This is a genomic window from Streptomyces sp. NPDC058289 (assembly GCF_042880975.1).
In the GTDB taxonomy this organism is placed as follows: domain Bacteria; phylum Actinomycetota; class Actinomycetes; order Streptomycetales; family Streptomycetaceae; genus Streptomyces; species Streptomyces stoeckheimensis.
The window spans coordinates 1-14,772 of the sequence record NZ_JBHVYI010000102.1 but is presented as its reverse complement, the minus strand read 5'-3'; the positions used below and the strand labels follow the sequence as shown (position 1 = coordinate 14,772).

At 71.7% G+C, this 14,772-nt stretch carries 15 protein-coding genes; 13 read left to right on the top strand and 2 right to left on the bottom strand.

Annotated features, from left to right (window positions below; translation table 11 throughout):
- Positions 1 to 219 precede the first annotated feature (219 nt).
- The 5 genes from hsaA to ACFVX6_RS34745 all read left to right on the top strand — a co-directional run bounded on the left by hsaA (position 220) and on the right by ACFVX6_RS34745 (position 5,495).
- A complete protein-coding gene (hsaA, locus tag ACFVX6_RS34765; protein ID WP_389698352.1) occupies positions 220 to 1,389 on the top strand; it encodes a 3-hydroxy-9,10-secoandrosta-1,3,5(10)-triene-9,17-dione monooxygenase oxygenase subunit in 1,170 nt (389 codons plus the stop codon).
- Positions 1,386 to 2,264 carry a 4,5:9,10-diseco-3-hydroxy-5,9,17-trioxoandrosta-1(10),2-diene-4-oate hydrolase gene (hsaD, locus tag ACFVX6_RS34760; RefSeq protein WP_389698350.1) on the top strand — a complete coding sequence of 293 codons (879 nt, stop codon included), beginning with the start codon at positions 1,386 to 1,388 and terminating at the stop codon, positions 2,262 to 2,264. Before hsaA ends, hsaD begins: the two co-directional genes overlap by 4 nt.
- 128 nt (positions 2,265 to 2,392) lie before the next feature.
- Positions 2,393 to 3,298: a VOC family protein gene (locus ACFVX6_RS34755; protein WP_389698348.1), complete on the top strand. Its 906-nt coding sequence runs from the start codon at positions 2,393 to 2,395 to the stop codon at positions 3,296 to 3,298.
- Positions 3,286 to 3,831 (top strand): flavin reductase family protein, encoded by a 546-nt coding sequence (locus ACFVX6_RS34750; protein WP_389698346.1) that lies wholly within the window; start codon positions 3,286 to 3,288, stop codon positions 3,829 to 3,831. The genes ACFVX6_RS34755 and ACFVX6_RS34750 overlap by 13 nt, the downstream gene beginning before the upstream one ends.
- Positions 3,828 to 5,495: an FAD-dependent oxidoreductase gene (locus ACFVX6_RS34745; RefSeq protein ID WP_389698344.1), complete on the top strand. Its 1,668-nt coding sequence runs from the start codon at positions 3,828 to 3,830 to the stop codon at positions 5,493 to 5,495. The genes ACFVX6_RS34750 and ACFVX6_RS34745 overlap by 4 nt, the downstream gene beginning before the upstream one ends.
- A 22-nt stretch (positions 5,496 to 5,517) precedes the next feature.
- Here the strand turns inward: ACFVX6_RS34745 and ACFVX6_RS34740 are convergent, their stop codons facing one another.
- Both ACFVX6_RS34740 and ACFVX6_RS34735 read right to left on the bottom strand, forming a co-directional pair.
- Positions 5,518 to 6,177 (bottom strand): HAD family acid phosphatase, encoded by a 660-nt coding sequence (locus ACFVX6_RS34740; protein ID WP_389698342.1) that lies wholly within the window; start codon positions 6,175 to 6,177, stop codon positions 5,518 to 5,520.
- Positions 6,178 to 6,337: 160 nt separating this feature from the next.
- Positions 6,338 to 7,231, bottom strand: a complete 894-nt coding sequence (locus ACFVX6_RS34735; protein ID WP_389698340.1) for a hypothetical protein — start codon at positions 7,229 to 7,231, stop codon at positions 6,338 to 6,340.
- Between the two features lie 143 nt (positions 7,232 to 7,374).
- Here ACFVX6_RS34735 and ACFVX6_RS34730 point away from each other — a divergent pair, with 143 nt between their 5' ends.
- The 8 genes from ACFVX6_RS34730 to pepN all read left to right on the top strand — a co-directional run bounded on the left by ACFVX6_RS34730 (position 7,375) and on the right by pepN (position 14,608).
- Entirely contained in the window at positions 7,375 to 8,157 is a 783-nt protein-coding gene (locus ACFVX6_RS34730) for a serine protease (protein WP_389698338.1), read from the top strand.
- 268 nt (positions 8,158 to 8,425) lie between these two features.
- Positions 8,426 to 9,085, top strand: coding sequence for a response regulator (locus ACFVX6_RS34725; protein ID WP_389698336.1), 660 nt, complete (start codon positions 8,426 to 8,428; stop codon positions 9,083 to 9,085).
- Positions 9,086 to 9,396: 311 nt separating this feature from the next.
- Entirely contained in the window at positions 9,397 to 9,537 is a 141-nt protein-coding gene (locus tag ACFVX6_RS34720; protein WP_389698335.1) for a hypothetical protein, read from the top strand.
- Complete coding sequence (locus tag ACFVX6_RS34715; RefSeq protein ID WP_389698333.1) at positions 9,534 to 10,721, top strand: sensor histidine kinase; 1,188 nt, start codon at positions 9,534 to 9,536, stop codon at positions 10,719 to 10,721. Before ACFVX6_RS34720 ends, ACFVX6_RS34715 begins: the two co-directional genes overlap by 4 nt.
- 85 nt (positions 10,722 to 10,806) lie before the next feature.
- On the top strand, positions 10,807 to 11,391 hold the full coding sequence (locus ACFVX6_RS34710; RefSeq protein ID WP_389698331.1) for a DUF2975 domain-containing protein: 585 nt from the start codon (positions 10,807 to 10,809) through the stop codon (positions 11,389 to 11,391).
- Complete coding sequence (locus ACFVX6_RS34705; RefSeq protein ID WP_389698329.1) at positions 11,391 to 11,636, top strand: helix-turn-helix domain-containing protein; 246 nt, start codon at positions 11,391 to 11,393, stop codon at positions 11,634 to 11,636. Before ACFVX6_RS34710 ends, ACFVX6_RS34705 begins: the two co-directional genes overlap by 1 nt.
- Positions 11,637 to 11,706: 70 nt before the next feature.
- Positions 11,707 to 12,036: a chorismate mutase gene (locus ACFVX6_RS34700; protein WP_389698327.1), complete on the top strand. Its 330-nt coding sequence runs from the start codon at positions 11,707 to 11,709 to the stop codon at positions 12,034 to 12,036.
- 31 nt (positions 12,037 to 12,067) lie between these two features.
- Complete coding sequence (gene pepN / locus ACFVX6_RS34695; RefSeq protein ID WP_389698325.1) at positions 12,068 to 14,608, top strand: aminopeptidase N; 2,541 nt, start codon at positions 12,068 to 12,070, stop codon at positions 14,606 to 14,608.
- The last annotated feature ends 164 nt before the right edge of the window (positions 14,609 to 14,772 follow it).

Here is a 14,772-nt window from a genome sequence, read left to right as displayed (position 1 = left end):
CCACGCGCCCCCGTCCGGAGGGAAGCACCCGGAGGGGCCTATTTCATTCAGTAATACTTCAAGTAGTCGTTTCAGGGAGTTCCGAGGAGTTCGGACGAGCTTCCCGCTCAGCGGGAACAGCTCGTTCCGCGCCCGGAGCACCCCGGCGTACGTTCCTCGCCATCGATCCAGAAATCGATCCCGAACACCCGAAGATCCTTGATCTGAGAAGGGGACACCATGAGTGACGAAGAGGTCCTCGCAGCGGTCCGCGCCCTCGCCCCCGCCCTCCGCGAACGCAGCGCAGAGGCCGAAAGCCTGCGCAAAGTCCCCGAGGCGAGCATCAAGGAACTCGCCGCCACCGGCTTCTTCCGGCTGCTCCAGCCCAAGGCCCACGGCGGGTACGCCGCCGACCCCGCCCTCTTCTACGCCGCAGTCAAGGACATAGCCAAGGCCTGCGGCTCCACCGGCTGGGTCGCCTCCGTCGTCGGCGTCCACCCCTGGCACATAGCCCTCTACGACCCCCGCGCCCAGGAAGAGGTCTGGGGCCAGGACCGCGACACGCGGATCTGCTCCTCCTACGCCCCCACCGGCAAGGTCACCCCCGTCGACGGAGGCTTCACCCTCAGCGGCCGCTGGCACTTCTCCTCCGGCTGCGACCACACCGACTGGGCCCTGCTCGGCGGACTGGTCACCGACGCCGAAGGCCGCCCCGTCGACATGCGGACCTTCCTGATCCCGCGGTCCCAGTACCGCATCGACGAGGTCTGGGACACCGTCGGCCTGCGCGGCTCCGGCTCCAACGACATCGTCGTCGAGGAGGTGTTCGTCCCCGAACACCGCGCCCTCAGCTTCGGCCCCGTCACCGCCCTCCAGGTACCCGGCCACCGCCTCAACCCCGAGCCGCTCTACCGGCTCCCCTACGCCTCCGTCTTCACCACCACCATCTCCACCCCCATCGTCGGCATCGCCGAAGGCGCCTACGAGGACTACGTCGCCGCGACCCGCGAACGCTTCCGCATCTCCTACGGACAGCAGGTCGCCGAGGACCCCTTCGCCCAGGTCCGCATCGCCCGCGCCGCCAGCGACATCGACGCCTCCTGGCTCCAGCTCCAGCGCAACGTCTCCGAGCTCTACGCCCTCGCCGAACGCGGCGAGGAGCTCCCCACACCGCTGCGCACCCGAGCCCGCCGCGACCAGGTCCTCGCCACCGAGCGCTGCGTCGCCGCCGTCGACCTCCTCATGGAGAACGCGGGCGGCAGCGCCATGCGCACCGGCCCCAACCCCGTCCAGCGCGCCTGGCGCGACGTCCACACCGGCCGCGGCCACGCCGCCAACGACCCGGAGCGGGCCCTGGTCCTGTTCGGACAGGGCGCCCTCGGCCTCGACATCCAGGACACGATGCTGTGAGCGCGCAGGTACTCACGTACGAGAACACCTCCCGCACCGCCAAGGCCGGCGGGATGACCCTGCACTACCACGAGGCCGGCCCGCTCGACGGGCCCGAGGGATCCGACGCACCCGTCGTGATCATGCTGCACGGCGGCGGGCCCGGCGCCTCCGGCTGGTCCAACTTCGGCGGCAACCTGCCCCACTTCGCCGAACGATTCCGCACCCTGCTCGTCGACCAGCCCTGCTACGGCCGCTCCGACAAGCCGGAACCCGACCGCGACTACTTCGGCTTCAGCGCGAACGCCGTCCTCGCCCTCATGGACGGACTCGGCATCGAGCGGGCGCACTTCATCGGCAACTCCCTCGGCGGAGGCACCGCCACCCGACTCGTCCTGGACCACCCCGAACGCGTCGACAAGCTCCTGCTCATGGGCCCCGGCGGGATCTCCCTCAACCTCTTCTCCGCCGACCCCACCGAAGGCATCAAGCGGCTCTTCGAGTTCAGCCTCGCCCCCGAGCCCACCCGCGAGCAGATGCGGACCTTCCTCACCACCCTCGCCCACGACCCGGCGATCGTCACCGACGCCCTCGTCGAGGAGCGCTACGCCCAGGCCACCGACCCCGAAGCCAGGCTCGGCAACGCCCGCATGGGCGCCTCCTTCGCCAAGTGGCCCGAGGCCGCCATGCTCTGGCGCGAAGCGCACCGCATCAGCCGCCCCGTCCTGCTGACCTGGGGCCGCGAGGACCGCGTCAACCCGGTCGACGGCGCCTTCCTCGCGCTGAAGACCATCCCCGATGCCCGTCTGCACGTCTTCCCGCACTGCGGGCACTGGGCGCAGACCGAGGCCGCCGACGAGTTCAACCGCCTCGCCACCGACTTCTTCCTGCACTGATCCGTGCGCTGAACCCAGCACTGATTCCAGCACCGATCCCCGCACCGATCCCCGCACTGATCCCCGCACTGATCCCCGCACTGATCCCCGCACTGATCCCCGCACTGATCCCACCGAGGAGTTCCCGCATGGACATCCGCGCACTCGGCTACCTCCGCATCGAGACCGCAGACCTCGCCGCCTGGCGCACCTACGTCCTCGACATCCTCGGCATGGCCGAAGCCGCAGGCACCACGGGCACCCGCCTGGACGTCCGCATCGACGACCGCACGCACCGCTTCCAGTTCGTCGCCGGCGCCCAGGACCGGTTGCTCGCCGCCGGCTTCGAGGTCGCGAACGCCCGCGCCCTCGAAGACGCCGCCGCCGCACTGGAGCGCGCCGGCCACCCCGTCAAGCACGGCGACGCCGAGACCCTCGCCGACCGCCGGGTCCAGGGACTCATCCACTGCCAGGACCCCAGCGGCAACCCCCTGGAGATCTACTGGGGCCAGGCCCAGGACCACACCCCGCTCGCAGCCCGGTACGGCAACCGGTTCGTCACCGGCGGCCGCGAGGGGAGCCTCGGCCTCGGCCACGTCGTCCTGCCCGCCGCCGACACCGGGGCCACCCTCGACTTCTACGAGAACCTCCTCGGCTTCCAACTGCGCGACTCGATGCGGCTGCCCCCGGTCGCCGTCCCCACCGGCAAGCCCGGCCAGGACTTCTACTGGATGCACTTCCTCAGCCCCAACCGCCGCCACCACAGCCTCGGGCTCTACCCCGGCGCACTGCCGCCCGGCATCGTGCACTTCATGGTCGAGCTGGAAACCCTCGACGACGTCGGCTACTGCCTCGACCGCATGAACGCGGCGGGCATCCCCATCGCCTCCACCCTCGGCCGGCACTCCAACGACCACATGGTCTCCTTCTACGCCCAGGCCCCCGGCGGCTTCCAGGTCGAGTACGGCTGGGACGGCCTGCTCGTCGACCCCGCCACCTGGACCGCGAAGGAGATCACCGCGGACAGCTTCTGGGGCCACCAGTGGAACGGCTGACCGGCCCCGCCGCCGACGCGCTCGACGCGGCAGCCCCGGTGGCCCCGGCAGCCCCGGTCGATCCCGCCGCCTTCCGCGAGGTCCTCGGCGCCTTCGCCTCCGGCATCACCGTCGTCGCGGCCGTCGCGGACGACGGCCGCCCGGCCGGGCTGGCCTGCCAGTCCTTCGCCTCCCTCTCCCTCGACCCGCCGCTGGTCCTGCTCTGCGTGGGCAAGGGCTCCTCCAGCTGGCCCAAGGTCCGCGCCGCCGGTCGCTTCGGCGTCAGCATCCTCGCCGAGGAGCAGCGCACCGTGTGCGAGGCCCTCGGCCGCCGCGGCGAGGACAAGTTCGCCGACGTCGACTGGGAACTCTCCGCCCACGGAGCCGTCCGCGTCAGCGGCGCCCTCGCCACCGTCGACTGCGCCCTCGAAGAGGTCCACGAGGCGGGCGACCACTACCTCGTCACCGCCCGGGTCCTCGAACTGAGCGCCCGCGACGGCGGATCACCCCTCCTCTACTACCGCAGCGACTACGCCACGGGAGCCTTCGGATGACCACCGAGCACCTCACCGAGTACTCCTACGACGTGGTGGTCGTCGGCTCCGGCGCCGCCGGATTCGCCGCCGCCGTCACCGCCCGACTGCGGGGCCTGAGCGTCCTCGTCGTGGAGAAGACCGACACCTACGGGGGTTCCACCGCCCTGTCCGGCGGCGCGATCTGGGTCCCCGGCAACTTCCACCTCGACCGCGCCGGCCTCGCCGACACCCGCGAGAAGGCCCGCGCCTACCTCGACGCCACCGTCGGCGACCGGGTACCGGCCGCGCGCAAGGACGCGTACCTCAGCCACGGGCCGCGCATGGTCAAAGAGTTCCACGACCGCACCGAGATCCGCTTCATGTACACCCCCGGCTACTCGGACTACTTCCCCGAAGCCCAGGGCGGCATGGCGCAGGGCCGCTCCATCGAACCGTGCATCGTCGACTTCAAACGGCTCGGCGCGCTCGGCGCCTCCATGCGCCGCGCCGGACTGCCCACGTACGGGCTGACCATGACCTCGTACGACTTCCGCTTCCTGAACATGGTCAGCCGCACCTGGGCGGGCAAGAAGACCTCCCTCAAGGTCGGCCTGCGCGCCGTCAAGGCGCTGGCCACCGGCCGCAAGCTGCTCTCCCTCGGCGAGGCGCTCGTCGCCCGCATGCGGCTCTCCCTGGACGCGCTCGGCGGCGAACTGTGGCTGTCCGCGCCCCTGACCGGCCTGGTCACGGACCCGGCCGGCCGGGTGACCGGCGTACGGGTCCTGCGCGCCGGGCGCGAAGTGACCGTAGCGGCGCGGGGCGGGGTGGTGCTGGCCTCGGGCGGGTTCTCGCACGACCAGGCACGGCGCGAGAAGCACCTGCCCGCGCCCACGTCCACGGCCTGGACGCACGCCGCGGAGGGCCAGACCGGCGACGCCCTGAAGCTCGGTGAGGAACTGGGGGCCGCCACCGATCTGCTGGACAAGGTCTGGGGCGCGCCGTCGGTGTGCCCGCCGGGGGAGAAGCCCTTCTTCCTCGTCGCCGACCGGGGCATCCCCGGCATGGTCATCGTCAACGAGGCGGGGGAGCGCTACGCCAACGAGGCCCTGCCGTACCACGCGTTCGTGGACCGGATGTACGCCGCCGACCGGCCCGACGCCAGGACGGTGCCGTCCTGGCTGATCCTGGACGCCCGCTCCAAGGCCCGGTACATCTTCGCCGGCCTCTTCCCCGGGCAACCCTTCCCCAGGAAGTGGCTGGAGAGCGGCTTCCTGAAGAAGGCCGACACCGTGGAGGACTTGGCCCGGCAGATCTCCGCCCCCGGCCTGCCCGGCGCGATCAGCCGTTTCAACTCCTTCGCCGAGGTGGGCACCGACAAGGACTTCGGGCGCGGCGAGAGCGTCTACGACCGCTACTACGGCGACCCGACCCTGCCCAACCCGAACCTGGCGCCGATCGAGAAGGGCCCCTTCTACGCGGTCCCCGTGCACCCGGGGGACATCGGCACCAAGGGCGGCCTCGTGACGGACACCGACGGCCGGGTGCTCCGCGAGGACTCCACCCCGATCCCGGGCCTCTACGCCTGCGGCAACTGCTCGGCGGCGGTGATGGGGGAGACCTACCCCGGGCCGGGCGCGACGATCGGCCCCGCCATGGCCTTCGGCTGGGCCGCCGTCAACGCGATCGCCGCCGGGCTGGACTGACGTCCTGGGCCGGCGGGCACGGCTAGGAGAGCTTGCCGCCGTAGTCCGGCAGCTTGACGGTGCGCTCGGCGTGGCCGCCGACCAGGTCGCTCTGGTTGTTGCCGATGTTGGCGATGATCGTGTAGCCGCGCGCTTCGATCTCCGCCCGCTTGGCCGTCTTGTAGGCGCTGACCTCGCCGAACAGCGCGGGCAGATCGCGGACGTAGAGGCCCGAGACGGGGTAGCCGACCGCCTTGAGGTTGCGCTCGGTGAGGGAGTACACGATCCCCGGGCGGGCGGTGACGAAGAAGATCGCGACCCCGCGGTCGTTCGCGTACCGGGTCAGGTCGCGGACCTGGGCGATCGCGGGGGTCGGGAAGGTCCAGAACCAGTGGAAGTCCGTCTCCAGCGACGAGTTGTCGATGTCGAGGACGATCGCCGGCTTCTCACCGGCCGGCGCGGCGGCGATGCGCTGCTCGATGCCGGGGCGGGCCGCATCGATGACGGCGGAGACGTCGCGCTGCCAGGTGGCGTAGTCGATGCCCAGGATCGCCGCGTTGCCGCCGGGCGCGGAGGCCGTGACGGCGGTGACGGCCGCGACGGGCGTCCGGGCGGGGGCCGCCTGGGCGGTGGCGGCCGGAACCAGGGCCAGGACGGCTGCGGCTACGGCCACTGCGGCGGCAGTGGTACGGGTGCTGCGCATGGGGGACGCTCCTCGATCACATGTTGGCATGTACGTGACCAGGCTGGAGATCGTCCGCCCTCCTGTCTACTGGCTGGTAAGTAACTTTTCATGGACGGGTGATGAACCTCCGTCACGGTGCGCGGTGCGCGGGGGCGCGGGTCGTGCATGGCACATCGCGTCAGGTGTCGCAGTCCAGCACCGTGTGACACAGCCCGCAGCGGGCCCGGACCGGCCCGTGGTGGGCCGGCAGCCGCAGCCGCTGTCCGCACACCGGGCACGGGAAGCTCACCCGCAGCCCGCCCGCGTGCACCTCGAAGCCGTACGCCGCCCCGGGCGCGGCGGCTCCGGTCCGGCGGGCCGCCGCGTACCGCAGCCGCTCCGTCCGACCCGCGGCCGCCAGGGGGGCCCGGCGCAGGTCCCGGTCGGCTCGGGCGCGGCCGCGCACGTACGCCTCGTAGGCCTGCGGGCTGGTGAACCACGCGGAGAGGTCCTCGCCGCCGAGGAACCGGCCGCGCTTGGCGAGGACGTAGCCGAACTCCTCCGGCGTGAGGTAGCCGAGCTTCTGGTGGGTGAGCTCGTCCTCCCGGTAGGCGTCGAGCAGCAGCCAGCCGGCGCCGAGGTAGGCGGCGGCGGTGTCGGTGAGGATCTCGTTGTCGGGGGTGGTGGGGAAGTGCAGGTCCAGCCGATGCAGCAGTACGTGCGTGACCTCGTGGGCGAGGGCGGCCGCCAGATCGCGGCGGTGGACGCGGAAGCGGTCGTGGACCTCGACGAAGTACTCGGGCCCGGCGGTCAGTTCCACGGTCGCCGCCTCCTCCATCGCCCGGAAGCCCACGATCAGGCGCGCGTCGGGCAGTCGCAGGGCGCGGACCATCGCGGAAGCCACCCGGTGGGCGCCCGGGTACAGGTCCTCGGAGGCGGGGAAGGCTGCGTCGGCGGGGGCGAAGGGGGTGTCGTAGGCGCGGATCCCGTCGGCGGACAGCCGTCGGAACAGTGCGGTGACGGCCGCGCGGACCGTCTCCAGGTGCGGAAATCCGTGCTCGATCGGGCTGCTCCGCCGCCCGTTGTGCGTCATGGGGGCCCTCCGGCCGGAAGTTGTCCGAAAACGCGTTCTTGATGGCCTCCGCGAAGGGGGTGTGTCATGTCCCCGTCACCCAGGCGGCTCAACCCGCCCGCCATGGACTGACGCGCACGGCCCAACCCCCCACGAAAGGCAGTGTGTCGACTGTGTCCAGCCTCGTCACCACCCTCAAGCGCGCCCTCGCCGTCGGAGCGGTGGCCCTCGCGGCCGTCAGCCTCCAGCCCGGCACCGCAACCGCCGGCACGGCGCCCGTGGTCGGCGGAACCCGCGCCGCCCAGGGAGAGTTCCCCTTCATGGTCCGGCTCTCCATGGGCTGCGGCGGCGCCCTCTACACCCAGCAGATCGTGCTCACCGCCGCCCACTGCGTGGGCAGCTCCGGCAACAACACCTCCATCACCGCCACCGCCGGAGTCGTCGACCTCAACAGCTCCAGCGCCATCAAGGTCAAGTCCACCAAGGTGCTCCGGGCCCCCGGCTACAACGGCACGGGCAAGGACTGGGCCCTGATCAAGCTCGCGAAGCCGATCAACCTGCCCACCCTCAAGATCGCCGACACCAAGGCCTACGACAACGGCACCTTCACCGTCGCAGGCTGGGGCGCCACCCGCGAAGGCGGAGGCCAGCAGCGCTACCTGCAGAAGGCCACCGTCCCCTTCGTCTCCGACGCCTCCTGCCAGGCCTCCTACGGCAGCTCGCTCGTGCCCGCCGAGGAGATCTGCGCCGGATTCGACGAAGGCGGAGTCGACACCTGCCAGGGTGACTCCGGCGGCCCCATGTTCCGCCGGGACAACGCGAACGCCTGGATCCAGGTCGGCATAGTCAGCTGGGGCGAGGGCTGTGCACGCCCCGACTACCCCGGCGTCTACACGGAGGTCTCCACCTTCGCGGCGGCGATCAAGAGCGCGGCCGCCACCCTCTGACCGACCCCGGGTCCTGTCGCCCTCCTCCTCCCGGCCCATCCGGCAGGGGCCGGAAGAATGAGGCGCGATGCCCCACATGTCCGTAAGGTCGACCGCAGTACCGTGAGGCCGGAACGATGCCGTTCCGGCCTTGCGGCATGCTCCCGGCGGTCTGCTGTGCGGTTGCGGGCCGAGGCGCCCGCAGGTCCCATGGAGAGATCCCACCGGGTGGGAATGCCGGGGAAGCCGGGACGGCACAGGCAACGGGCGACAGTGGGGCAGGCGACGCATGGCGATCAGAGTGATCATCGCGGACGACCAGGAGATGGTCAGGACCGGCTTCCGGATGATCCTCGAAAGCCAGCCGGACATCGAGGTGGTCGCCGACGTCGAAGACGGCGAAGCGGCCCTCGCAGCCGTCGCCGAACACCGGCCCGACGTCCTGCTCCTCGACATCCGCATGCCCAAACTCGACGGACTCGAAGTCACCCGCCGACTCTCCGGCCGTGAAACCCCCCGCATCGTCATCGTCACCACCTTCGACCTCGACGAGTACGTCCACGCGGCGCTCCAGGGCGGAGCGTCCGGCTTCCTCCTCAAAGACGCGAGCCCGGCCATGCTGGTTGAAGCGGTGCGGGCGGCAGCCGTCGGAGACTCCCTCGTCTCACCCGCCATCACCGTACGGTTGCTGCGCGAAATGGCCCACCGCACCCCGGCCGCCGCCGCAGCCGCCCGCCGCCCGGCGGAGCCCCTGACGGACCGGGAACGCGAGGTCGTACGCTGCCTCGCGCGCGGGCTGACCAACGCCGAGATCGCCGGGGAACTCTTCGTCTCCCTCTCCACGGTCAAGACCCACCTGGCCAACGTCCAGGCCAAACTGGACGCCCGCAACCGCGTCGAAATCGCCGCCTGGGCCTGGGAAAGCGGCCTGGCAGGCACCCCGGCGTGACCCACCCCCACCCCCCGAACGACTCCCACGGCCACAGGACCGCCCCGGGCCGGAACCATCCCCGCCACCGCTCGGGCATCCCCGGGCAGAACCTGCCCCGCCACCGTTCGGGCGCCGCCGGGCAAAATCAGCCTCGCCGGCGTTTGAGGCGCGGGGTCTGGGGCGGCGCCCCAGGAAGCCGGCGCACGCCGTTCCCGACGGCACCGGCCACCACGGGTACGGGCGGCGCCCGGCCGAACCTCGGTCTCCACCTGAGCCGAAGCCCCCACACCTCCGGCGGAGCCGCCCGGCCCACGGGCGGAGCCACCCGCATGGAGCCCCGTACCACCGGCGGAGCCACCCGCATGGAGCCCCGTACCACCGGCGGAGCCGACCGGCCCCCGGGGGTGGCCGCCTCGACGGAGCCCCGCACCACCGGCGGAGCCACCCGCATGCTCCGGGCCACCGCATGAGCCCCCTGGGGCCATGGGCCCGCCGCCACCCCTACGCCGCGGACTGGATCCGCATCATCCTCTCGCTCACCCTCCTCTCCCTCGTCACCTTCGAGGGCGTAGTCCTCGCCCGCCAACCCAGCACCCCGCACGCCGCCGTCTGGGTGTCGGGCATCCTCGTCTGCCTCAGCGCCGCGCCTTGGCCGGGCATCCCGCTCCTCGCCCGCGCCTGGTTCGCCTCCGCCGTCACCTGGACCGTCACCCTCGCCCTGTTCTTCAGCAACCTCCCCCTCGTCGTCTGGGGCGGCGGCGAGGCCGTCGCCCTGCTCGTCCTCCTCACCCAGGTCCTGCTCCGCGCCCCCGCCCGCACCGCCGCAGTCCTCGGCCCCCTCCTCGCCCTCGGCTCCATGGCCGCGCCCGTCCGCGACGCGGACCCGGGCCGCTTCACGCTGCTCTTCTCCGTGCTCGCCGTCGTCGTCACCGCGTACTCCCTGCTCATGCGCCTGCAGTCCGTCCAGCGGGTCCGCGAACTGCGCGCCGTACGCAGCGCCGAGCGGCTGGAACTGGCCCGCGAGCTCCACGACCTCGTCGCCCACCACGTGACGGGGATCGTCGTCGAGGCGCGGGCCGCCCGCTACACCAAGGTCTCCGCGGAACGCGCCGGCGAGATCTTCGGCCGCATCGAGACCGCCGGAGACGAGGCGCTCGGCTCCATGCGCCGCCTGGTCAAGATCCTCCGCGAGGGCGCCGCGGACGTCGACCCGGAGACGGGCAAGAGCGCCGGCCAGGCAGGCTCCGCAGGTACGGCCCCCGTCGCCGGCCTCCGGGACATCCGCGGGCTGACGGAACGGTTCGCCGCCACCGGCCCGCCCGTGGTCCTCTACGTGGAGGAGGGTCTGGAGGCCCGGCTCCCCGCCGACGTCGCCGCCACCGCCCACCGCATCGTCCTCGAAGCCCTCACCAACATCGGCAAGCACGCCGCCACCGCCACCGCCGTACGGGTCGGCCTGCGCACCGTCCCGGCCGGCCTGGAAGTCCGGATCGCCGACGACGGCGGCCGTCCCGCGAAACTCTCCGAGAACGCCCGCGGTGGCGGCTACGGCCTCGTCGGCATGGCCGAACGCGCCGAAGCCCTCGGCGGCTCCCTCACCGCCGGCCCCGCCCCCGAAGGCGGCTGGCTGGTCACGGCGCTCCTGCCTCTCTGATGCCCCTCTAACACGCACCCACTTGTCGATTATCGATATGGTCCGCTAGTCTCTGGCATATCGAAAATCGATAGGGGGGAACGCGATGAACACGCGATTCACGAAGATCCTGGCCTCACTGACCTTTGCGCTGGCGATCCTCTGGGGACTCACCTTCATCGGCACGGCCGTCTCGCACCTGGGCGACGACGGGGCGGTCTGCGTGAAGACCGGCTTCTGGGCCAACGCCACACTGGAGGGCGGCCTGCCGGTCGGCCAGGGCGTGGAGGCATCCAGCAGCACCACACGGCTCTGCCAGAACAACCCCTCCACGGCACAGCGCGCCGCCGACCTCGGGGGCCAACTGCCCTGGATGCTGTTCGCCTCCCTCGCCCTGCTGCTCTTCTCCCGACTGCTGAAGGCCGTCGTCTCCCAAGGGCCGTTCACCGACGAGGTGGCGCGACGGCTCACCGTCCTCGGCTGGTTCGTCACCGCGGGCACACCGCTCGCAGGCCTCGTCGTAGGCTGGTCGCAGTCCTGGCTCACCGCCAGCATGGTGCCCATGCTGGACTCCGGGCCGACGGTCGCCGAGCCTCAGGTACTCATCCTCGCCGGCCTCGCCGCCGTCATCATGGGGAAGATCATGCGCGAGGGCGTGCGCATGCGAGAGGACCTCGAAGGGACCATCTGATGCCCGAAGAGGAACTCCACGCGATCCGGATCCACCTCGACCGGATCCTCGCCGAGCGCGGCATGACACTCACCGAACTGTCCACACAGGTCGGCATCACCGTCGTCAACCTGTCCGTGCTCAAGAACGACCGGGCCAAAGCCATCCGCTTCTCCACCCTGTCGAGGATCTGCGACGTCCTCCAGTGCCAGCCGGGAGACCTCATCACCCACGACCCCACCGAGCCGCCGGCCGACAGGCCTTAGGGACCGTCGTCCGTCTCAGTGGTTGATCGGCCGAAGAACCGTCGACGCGCGCCACGTATTCTCGGTGACCATGAACACCAGGGACATCGATGAGAACGTCACCGCCGAGCTGGCCAGGCTCAGGGACAGCATCGACAACATCGACGCGGCCGTGGTGCACATGCTCGCCGAGCGGTTCAAGTGCACCCAGCAGGTCGGCCACCTCAAGGCCCGCCACCAGCTGCCCCCGGCCGACCCGGGCCGCGAGGCCAGCCAGATCGCCCGGCTGCGCCAGCTCGCCGAGAACGCCAAGCTCGACCCCGCCTTCGCCGAGAAGCTCCTCAACTTCATCATCGCCGAGGTCATCCGCCACCACGAGACGATCGCCGCAGGCGAGGGCGAAGGCGAAGGCGAAGAATAGGAGCTGGGGCCCGGCGCCGCCATCCGGCAGCATGGGCCCCATGTCCGCACTGACGCGCAACGAAGCGCAGCTCCGAGCCCGACTCCTCGACGTCCGGCACTACGAGGTCGCCCTCGACCTCACCACCGGCGACGAGACCTTCGAGTCCCGCACCGTCATCCGGTTCACCGCACGCACCGCCGGCGACACCTTCGTCGAGCTGAAACCGGACGAACTGCGCTCCGCCGCCCTCGACGGACACCCCCTGGACCCGGCCACCCTCACCGACGGCCGCCTCCCCCTCACCGGCCTCACCGAAGGCCCCCACGAACTCCGCATCGCCGCCCGCATGCGCTACTCCCGCACCGGCGAAGGCCTGCACCGCTTCACCGACCCCGCGGACGGCGAAACGTACGTCTACACCCAGATGTTCCTCGACGACGTCCAGCGCGTCTTCCCGGCCTTCGACCAGCCCGACCTCAAGGCCGTGTTCGAGTTCACCGTCACCGCCCCCACGCACTGGACCGTCCTCGCCAACGGCATCACCACCCGCATCGGCGAACGCCTCGGCGACGGCGGCGACGGCTCGGGCGACGGCTCCGCCTCCGAGGCCGGCATCTGGGCCTCCGCCCCCACCCCCGTCATCTCCACCTACCTCGCCGCCGTCGCCGCCGGCCCCTGGCACAGCGTCCGCACCGAACACGCCGGGCTCCCCTTCGGCATCCACTGCCGCCGCTCCCTCGCCCCCCACCTCGACGCCGACGCGCAGGAGATCCTCGACCTCACCACCGCCTGCTACGACCGCTTCCACGAGAAGTTCACCGAGCCCTACCCCTTCGACTCCTACGACCAGGCCTTCGTACCCGAGTTCAACGCCGGCGCCATGGAGAACCCGGGACTGGTCACCTTCCGCGACGACTACGTCTTCCGCTCCGCCGTCACCGACGCCGAACGCCAGCGCCGCGCCGTCACCATCGCGCACGAAATGGCCCACATGTGGTTCGGCGACCTCGTCACCCTCAGCTGGTGGGACGACATCTGGCTGAACGAGTCCTTCGCCGAGTTCATGGGCTACCAGACCCTCATCGAAGCCACCCGCTTCACGGAGACCTGGACCGGATTCGCCATGGAACGCAAGCCCTGGGGCTACGACGCCGACCAGCGCCCCTCCACCCACGCCGTCGCCCCCGACGCCTCCGCCGTCCCCGACACCGCCTCCGCCCTCCTCAACTTCGACGGCATCTCCTACGCCAAGGGCGCCTCCGCCCTGCGTCAACTCGTCGCCTGGCTCGGCGAGAAGGACTTCCTGGCCGGCATCAACACCCACTTCGCCCGCCACAAGTTCTCCAACGCCTCCCTCGCCGACTTCGTCGACTCCCTCGCCGCCCACACCGACCGCGACGTCCACACCTGGGCCGAGACCTGGCTGCGCACCACCGGCGTCGACACCCTCACCCCCCGCCTCCAAGAGAGCCACGGCGGCTGGACCCTCACCGTCGACCGCACCGGCAACCGCCCCCACCACATCGCCGCCGGCCTCTACGACCGCGCCCCCGACGGCGCCATCGAACCGCGCGAGGTCCTCGCCCTCGACGTCCCCTCCGACGAGGTCCTCTCCGTGAGCGGCCAGCGCCCCGCCCTCCTCGTCCTCAACGACGGCGACCTCACCTACGCCAAGGTCCGCCTCGACGAGACCTCACTGGAAACCGCCCTGCGCGGCATGTCCCGCATCCCCGACCCGCTCACGCGCGCCGTCGTCTGGAACTCCCTGCGCGACATGGTCCGCGACGGCGAACTGGCCGCCGCCGACTACCTGGCCACCGCCGAAGCCCACATCCCCGAGGAAACCGACCTCGCGATCGTCCAAGGCGTCCTCGCCTTCACCCGCGCCCAGATCGCCGACCGCTACACCATCCCGCTCCGCCGGGGCGACGCCCTCACCACCCTCACCACCATCACCCGCGACCTGCTGCGACGCACCGAGGACGGCACCGACCCCGGCCTGCGGCTCCTCGCCGTCCGCACCCTCGTCGACAGCGCCACCCAGCCCGACACCATCGCCGGCTGGCTCGCCGACGGCACCGTCCCCGGCGGCCCCGAACTCGACCCCGAACTGCGCTGGCGCATCCTCGCCCGCCTCTCCGTCCTCGGCGCCGCCGGCGAAGCCGAGATCGACGAAGCCCTCGCAGCCGACCCGAGCGCCACCGGACGGGAAGGCGCCGCCCGCTGCCGGGCCGCCCTCCCCACGGCCGAGGCCAAGGCCGCCGCATGGGAGCGCCTCTTCCACGACGACTCCCTGTCCAACTACCTCTTCACCGCCACCGCCCAAGGCTTCTGGCAGCCCGAACAGGCCGACCTGGTACGGGAGTACGTACCGCAGGCCTACGTCGAGGCCGTCGCCCTCGCCGCCCGCCGCGGCCCCGCCATCGCCGAAGCCGCAGGCCGCTGGGCCCTCCCCGGCCACGAAATCACCGAAGCCAACCTAGAGGCCGGCTCCGCCGCCCTGACCGCCCCCGACATCACCCCGCTCCTCCACCGCAAACTCGCAGACCACCTCGACGACCTCACCCGAGCCCTACGCGCCCGCCGCTAACCCCCACGCCCGGCCCCCAACCCCACCAGGGGCCGGGGGCCCCGCACACCCCCCTCCCAGACCCGCCGCTGCCACCCCCGCTCGACCCCGACGCCCCCGCTCCAGCCCGACGCCCCCGCTCGACCCCGACGCCCCCGCTCCAGCCCGACGCCCCCGCTCGACCC

Bases quoted from the DNA above. Each gene is read 5' to 3' on its own strand.
- hsaA (WP_389698352.1), top strand. From the start codon at position 220: ATGAGTGACGAAGAGGTCCTCGCAGCGGTCCGCGCCCTCGCCCCCGCC.
- ACFVX6_RS34755 (WP_389698348.1), top strand. From the start codon at position 2,393: ATGGACATCCGCGCACTCGGCTACCTCCGCATCGAGACCGCAGACCTC.
- ACFVX6_RS34745 (WP_389698344.1), top strand. From the start codon at position 3,828: ATGACCACCGAGCACCTCACCGAGTACTCCTACGACGTGGTGGTCGTC.
- ACFVX6_RS34740 (WP_389698342.1), bottom strand. From the start codon at position 6,177: ATGCGCAGCACCCGTACCACTGCCGCCGCAGTGGCCGTAGCCGCAGCC.
- ACFVX6_RS34735 (WP_389698340.1), bottom strand. From the start codon at position 7,231: ATGACGCACAACGGGCGGCGGAGCAGCCCGATCGAGCACGGATTTCCG.
- ACFVX6_RS34725 (WP_389698336.1), top strand. From the start codon at position 8,426: ATGGCGATCAGAGTGATCATCGCGGACGACCAGGAGATGGTCAGGACC.
- ACFVX6_RS34720 (WP_389698335.1), top strand. From the start codon at position 9,397: ATGGAGCCCCGTACCACCGGCGGAGCCACCCGCATGGAGCCCCGTACC.
- ACFVX6_RS34715 (WP_389698333.1), top strand. From the start codon at position 9,534: ATGAGCCCCCTGGGGCCATGGGCCCGCCGCCACCCCTACGCCGCGGAC.
- ACFVX6_RS34710 (WP_389698331.1), top strand. From the start codon at position 10,807: ATGAACACGCGATTCACGAAGATCCTGGCCTCACTGACCTTTGCGCTG.
- ACFVX6_RS34705 (WP_389698329.1), top strand. From the start codon at position 11,391: ATGCCCGAAGAGGAACTCCACGCGATCCGGATCCACCTCGACCGGATC.
- ACFVX6_RS34700 (WP_389698327.1), top strand. From the start codon at position 11,707: ATGAACACCAGGGACATCGATGAGAACGTCACCGCCGAGCTGGCCAGG.
- pepN (WP_389698325.1), top strand. From the start codon at position 12,068: ATGGGCCCCATGTCCGCACTGACGCGCAACGAAGCGCAGCTCCGAGCC.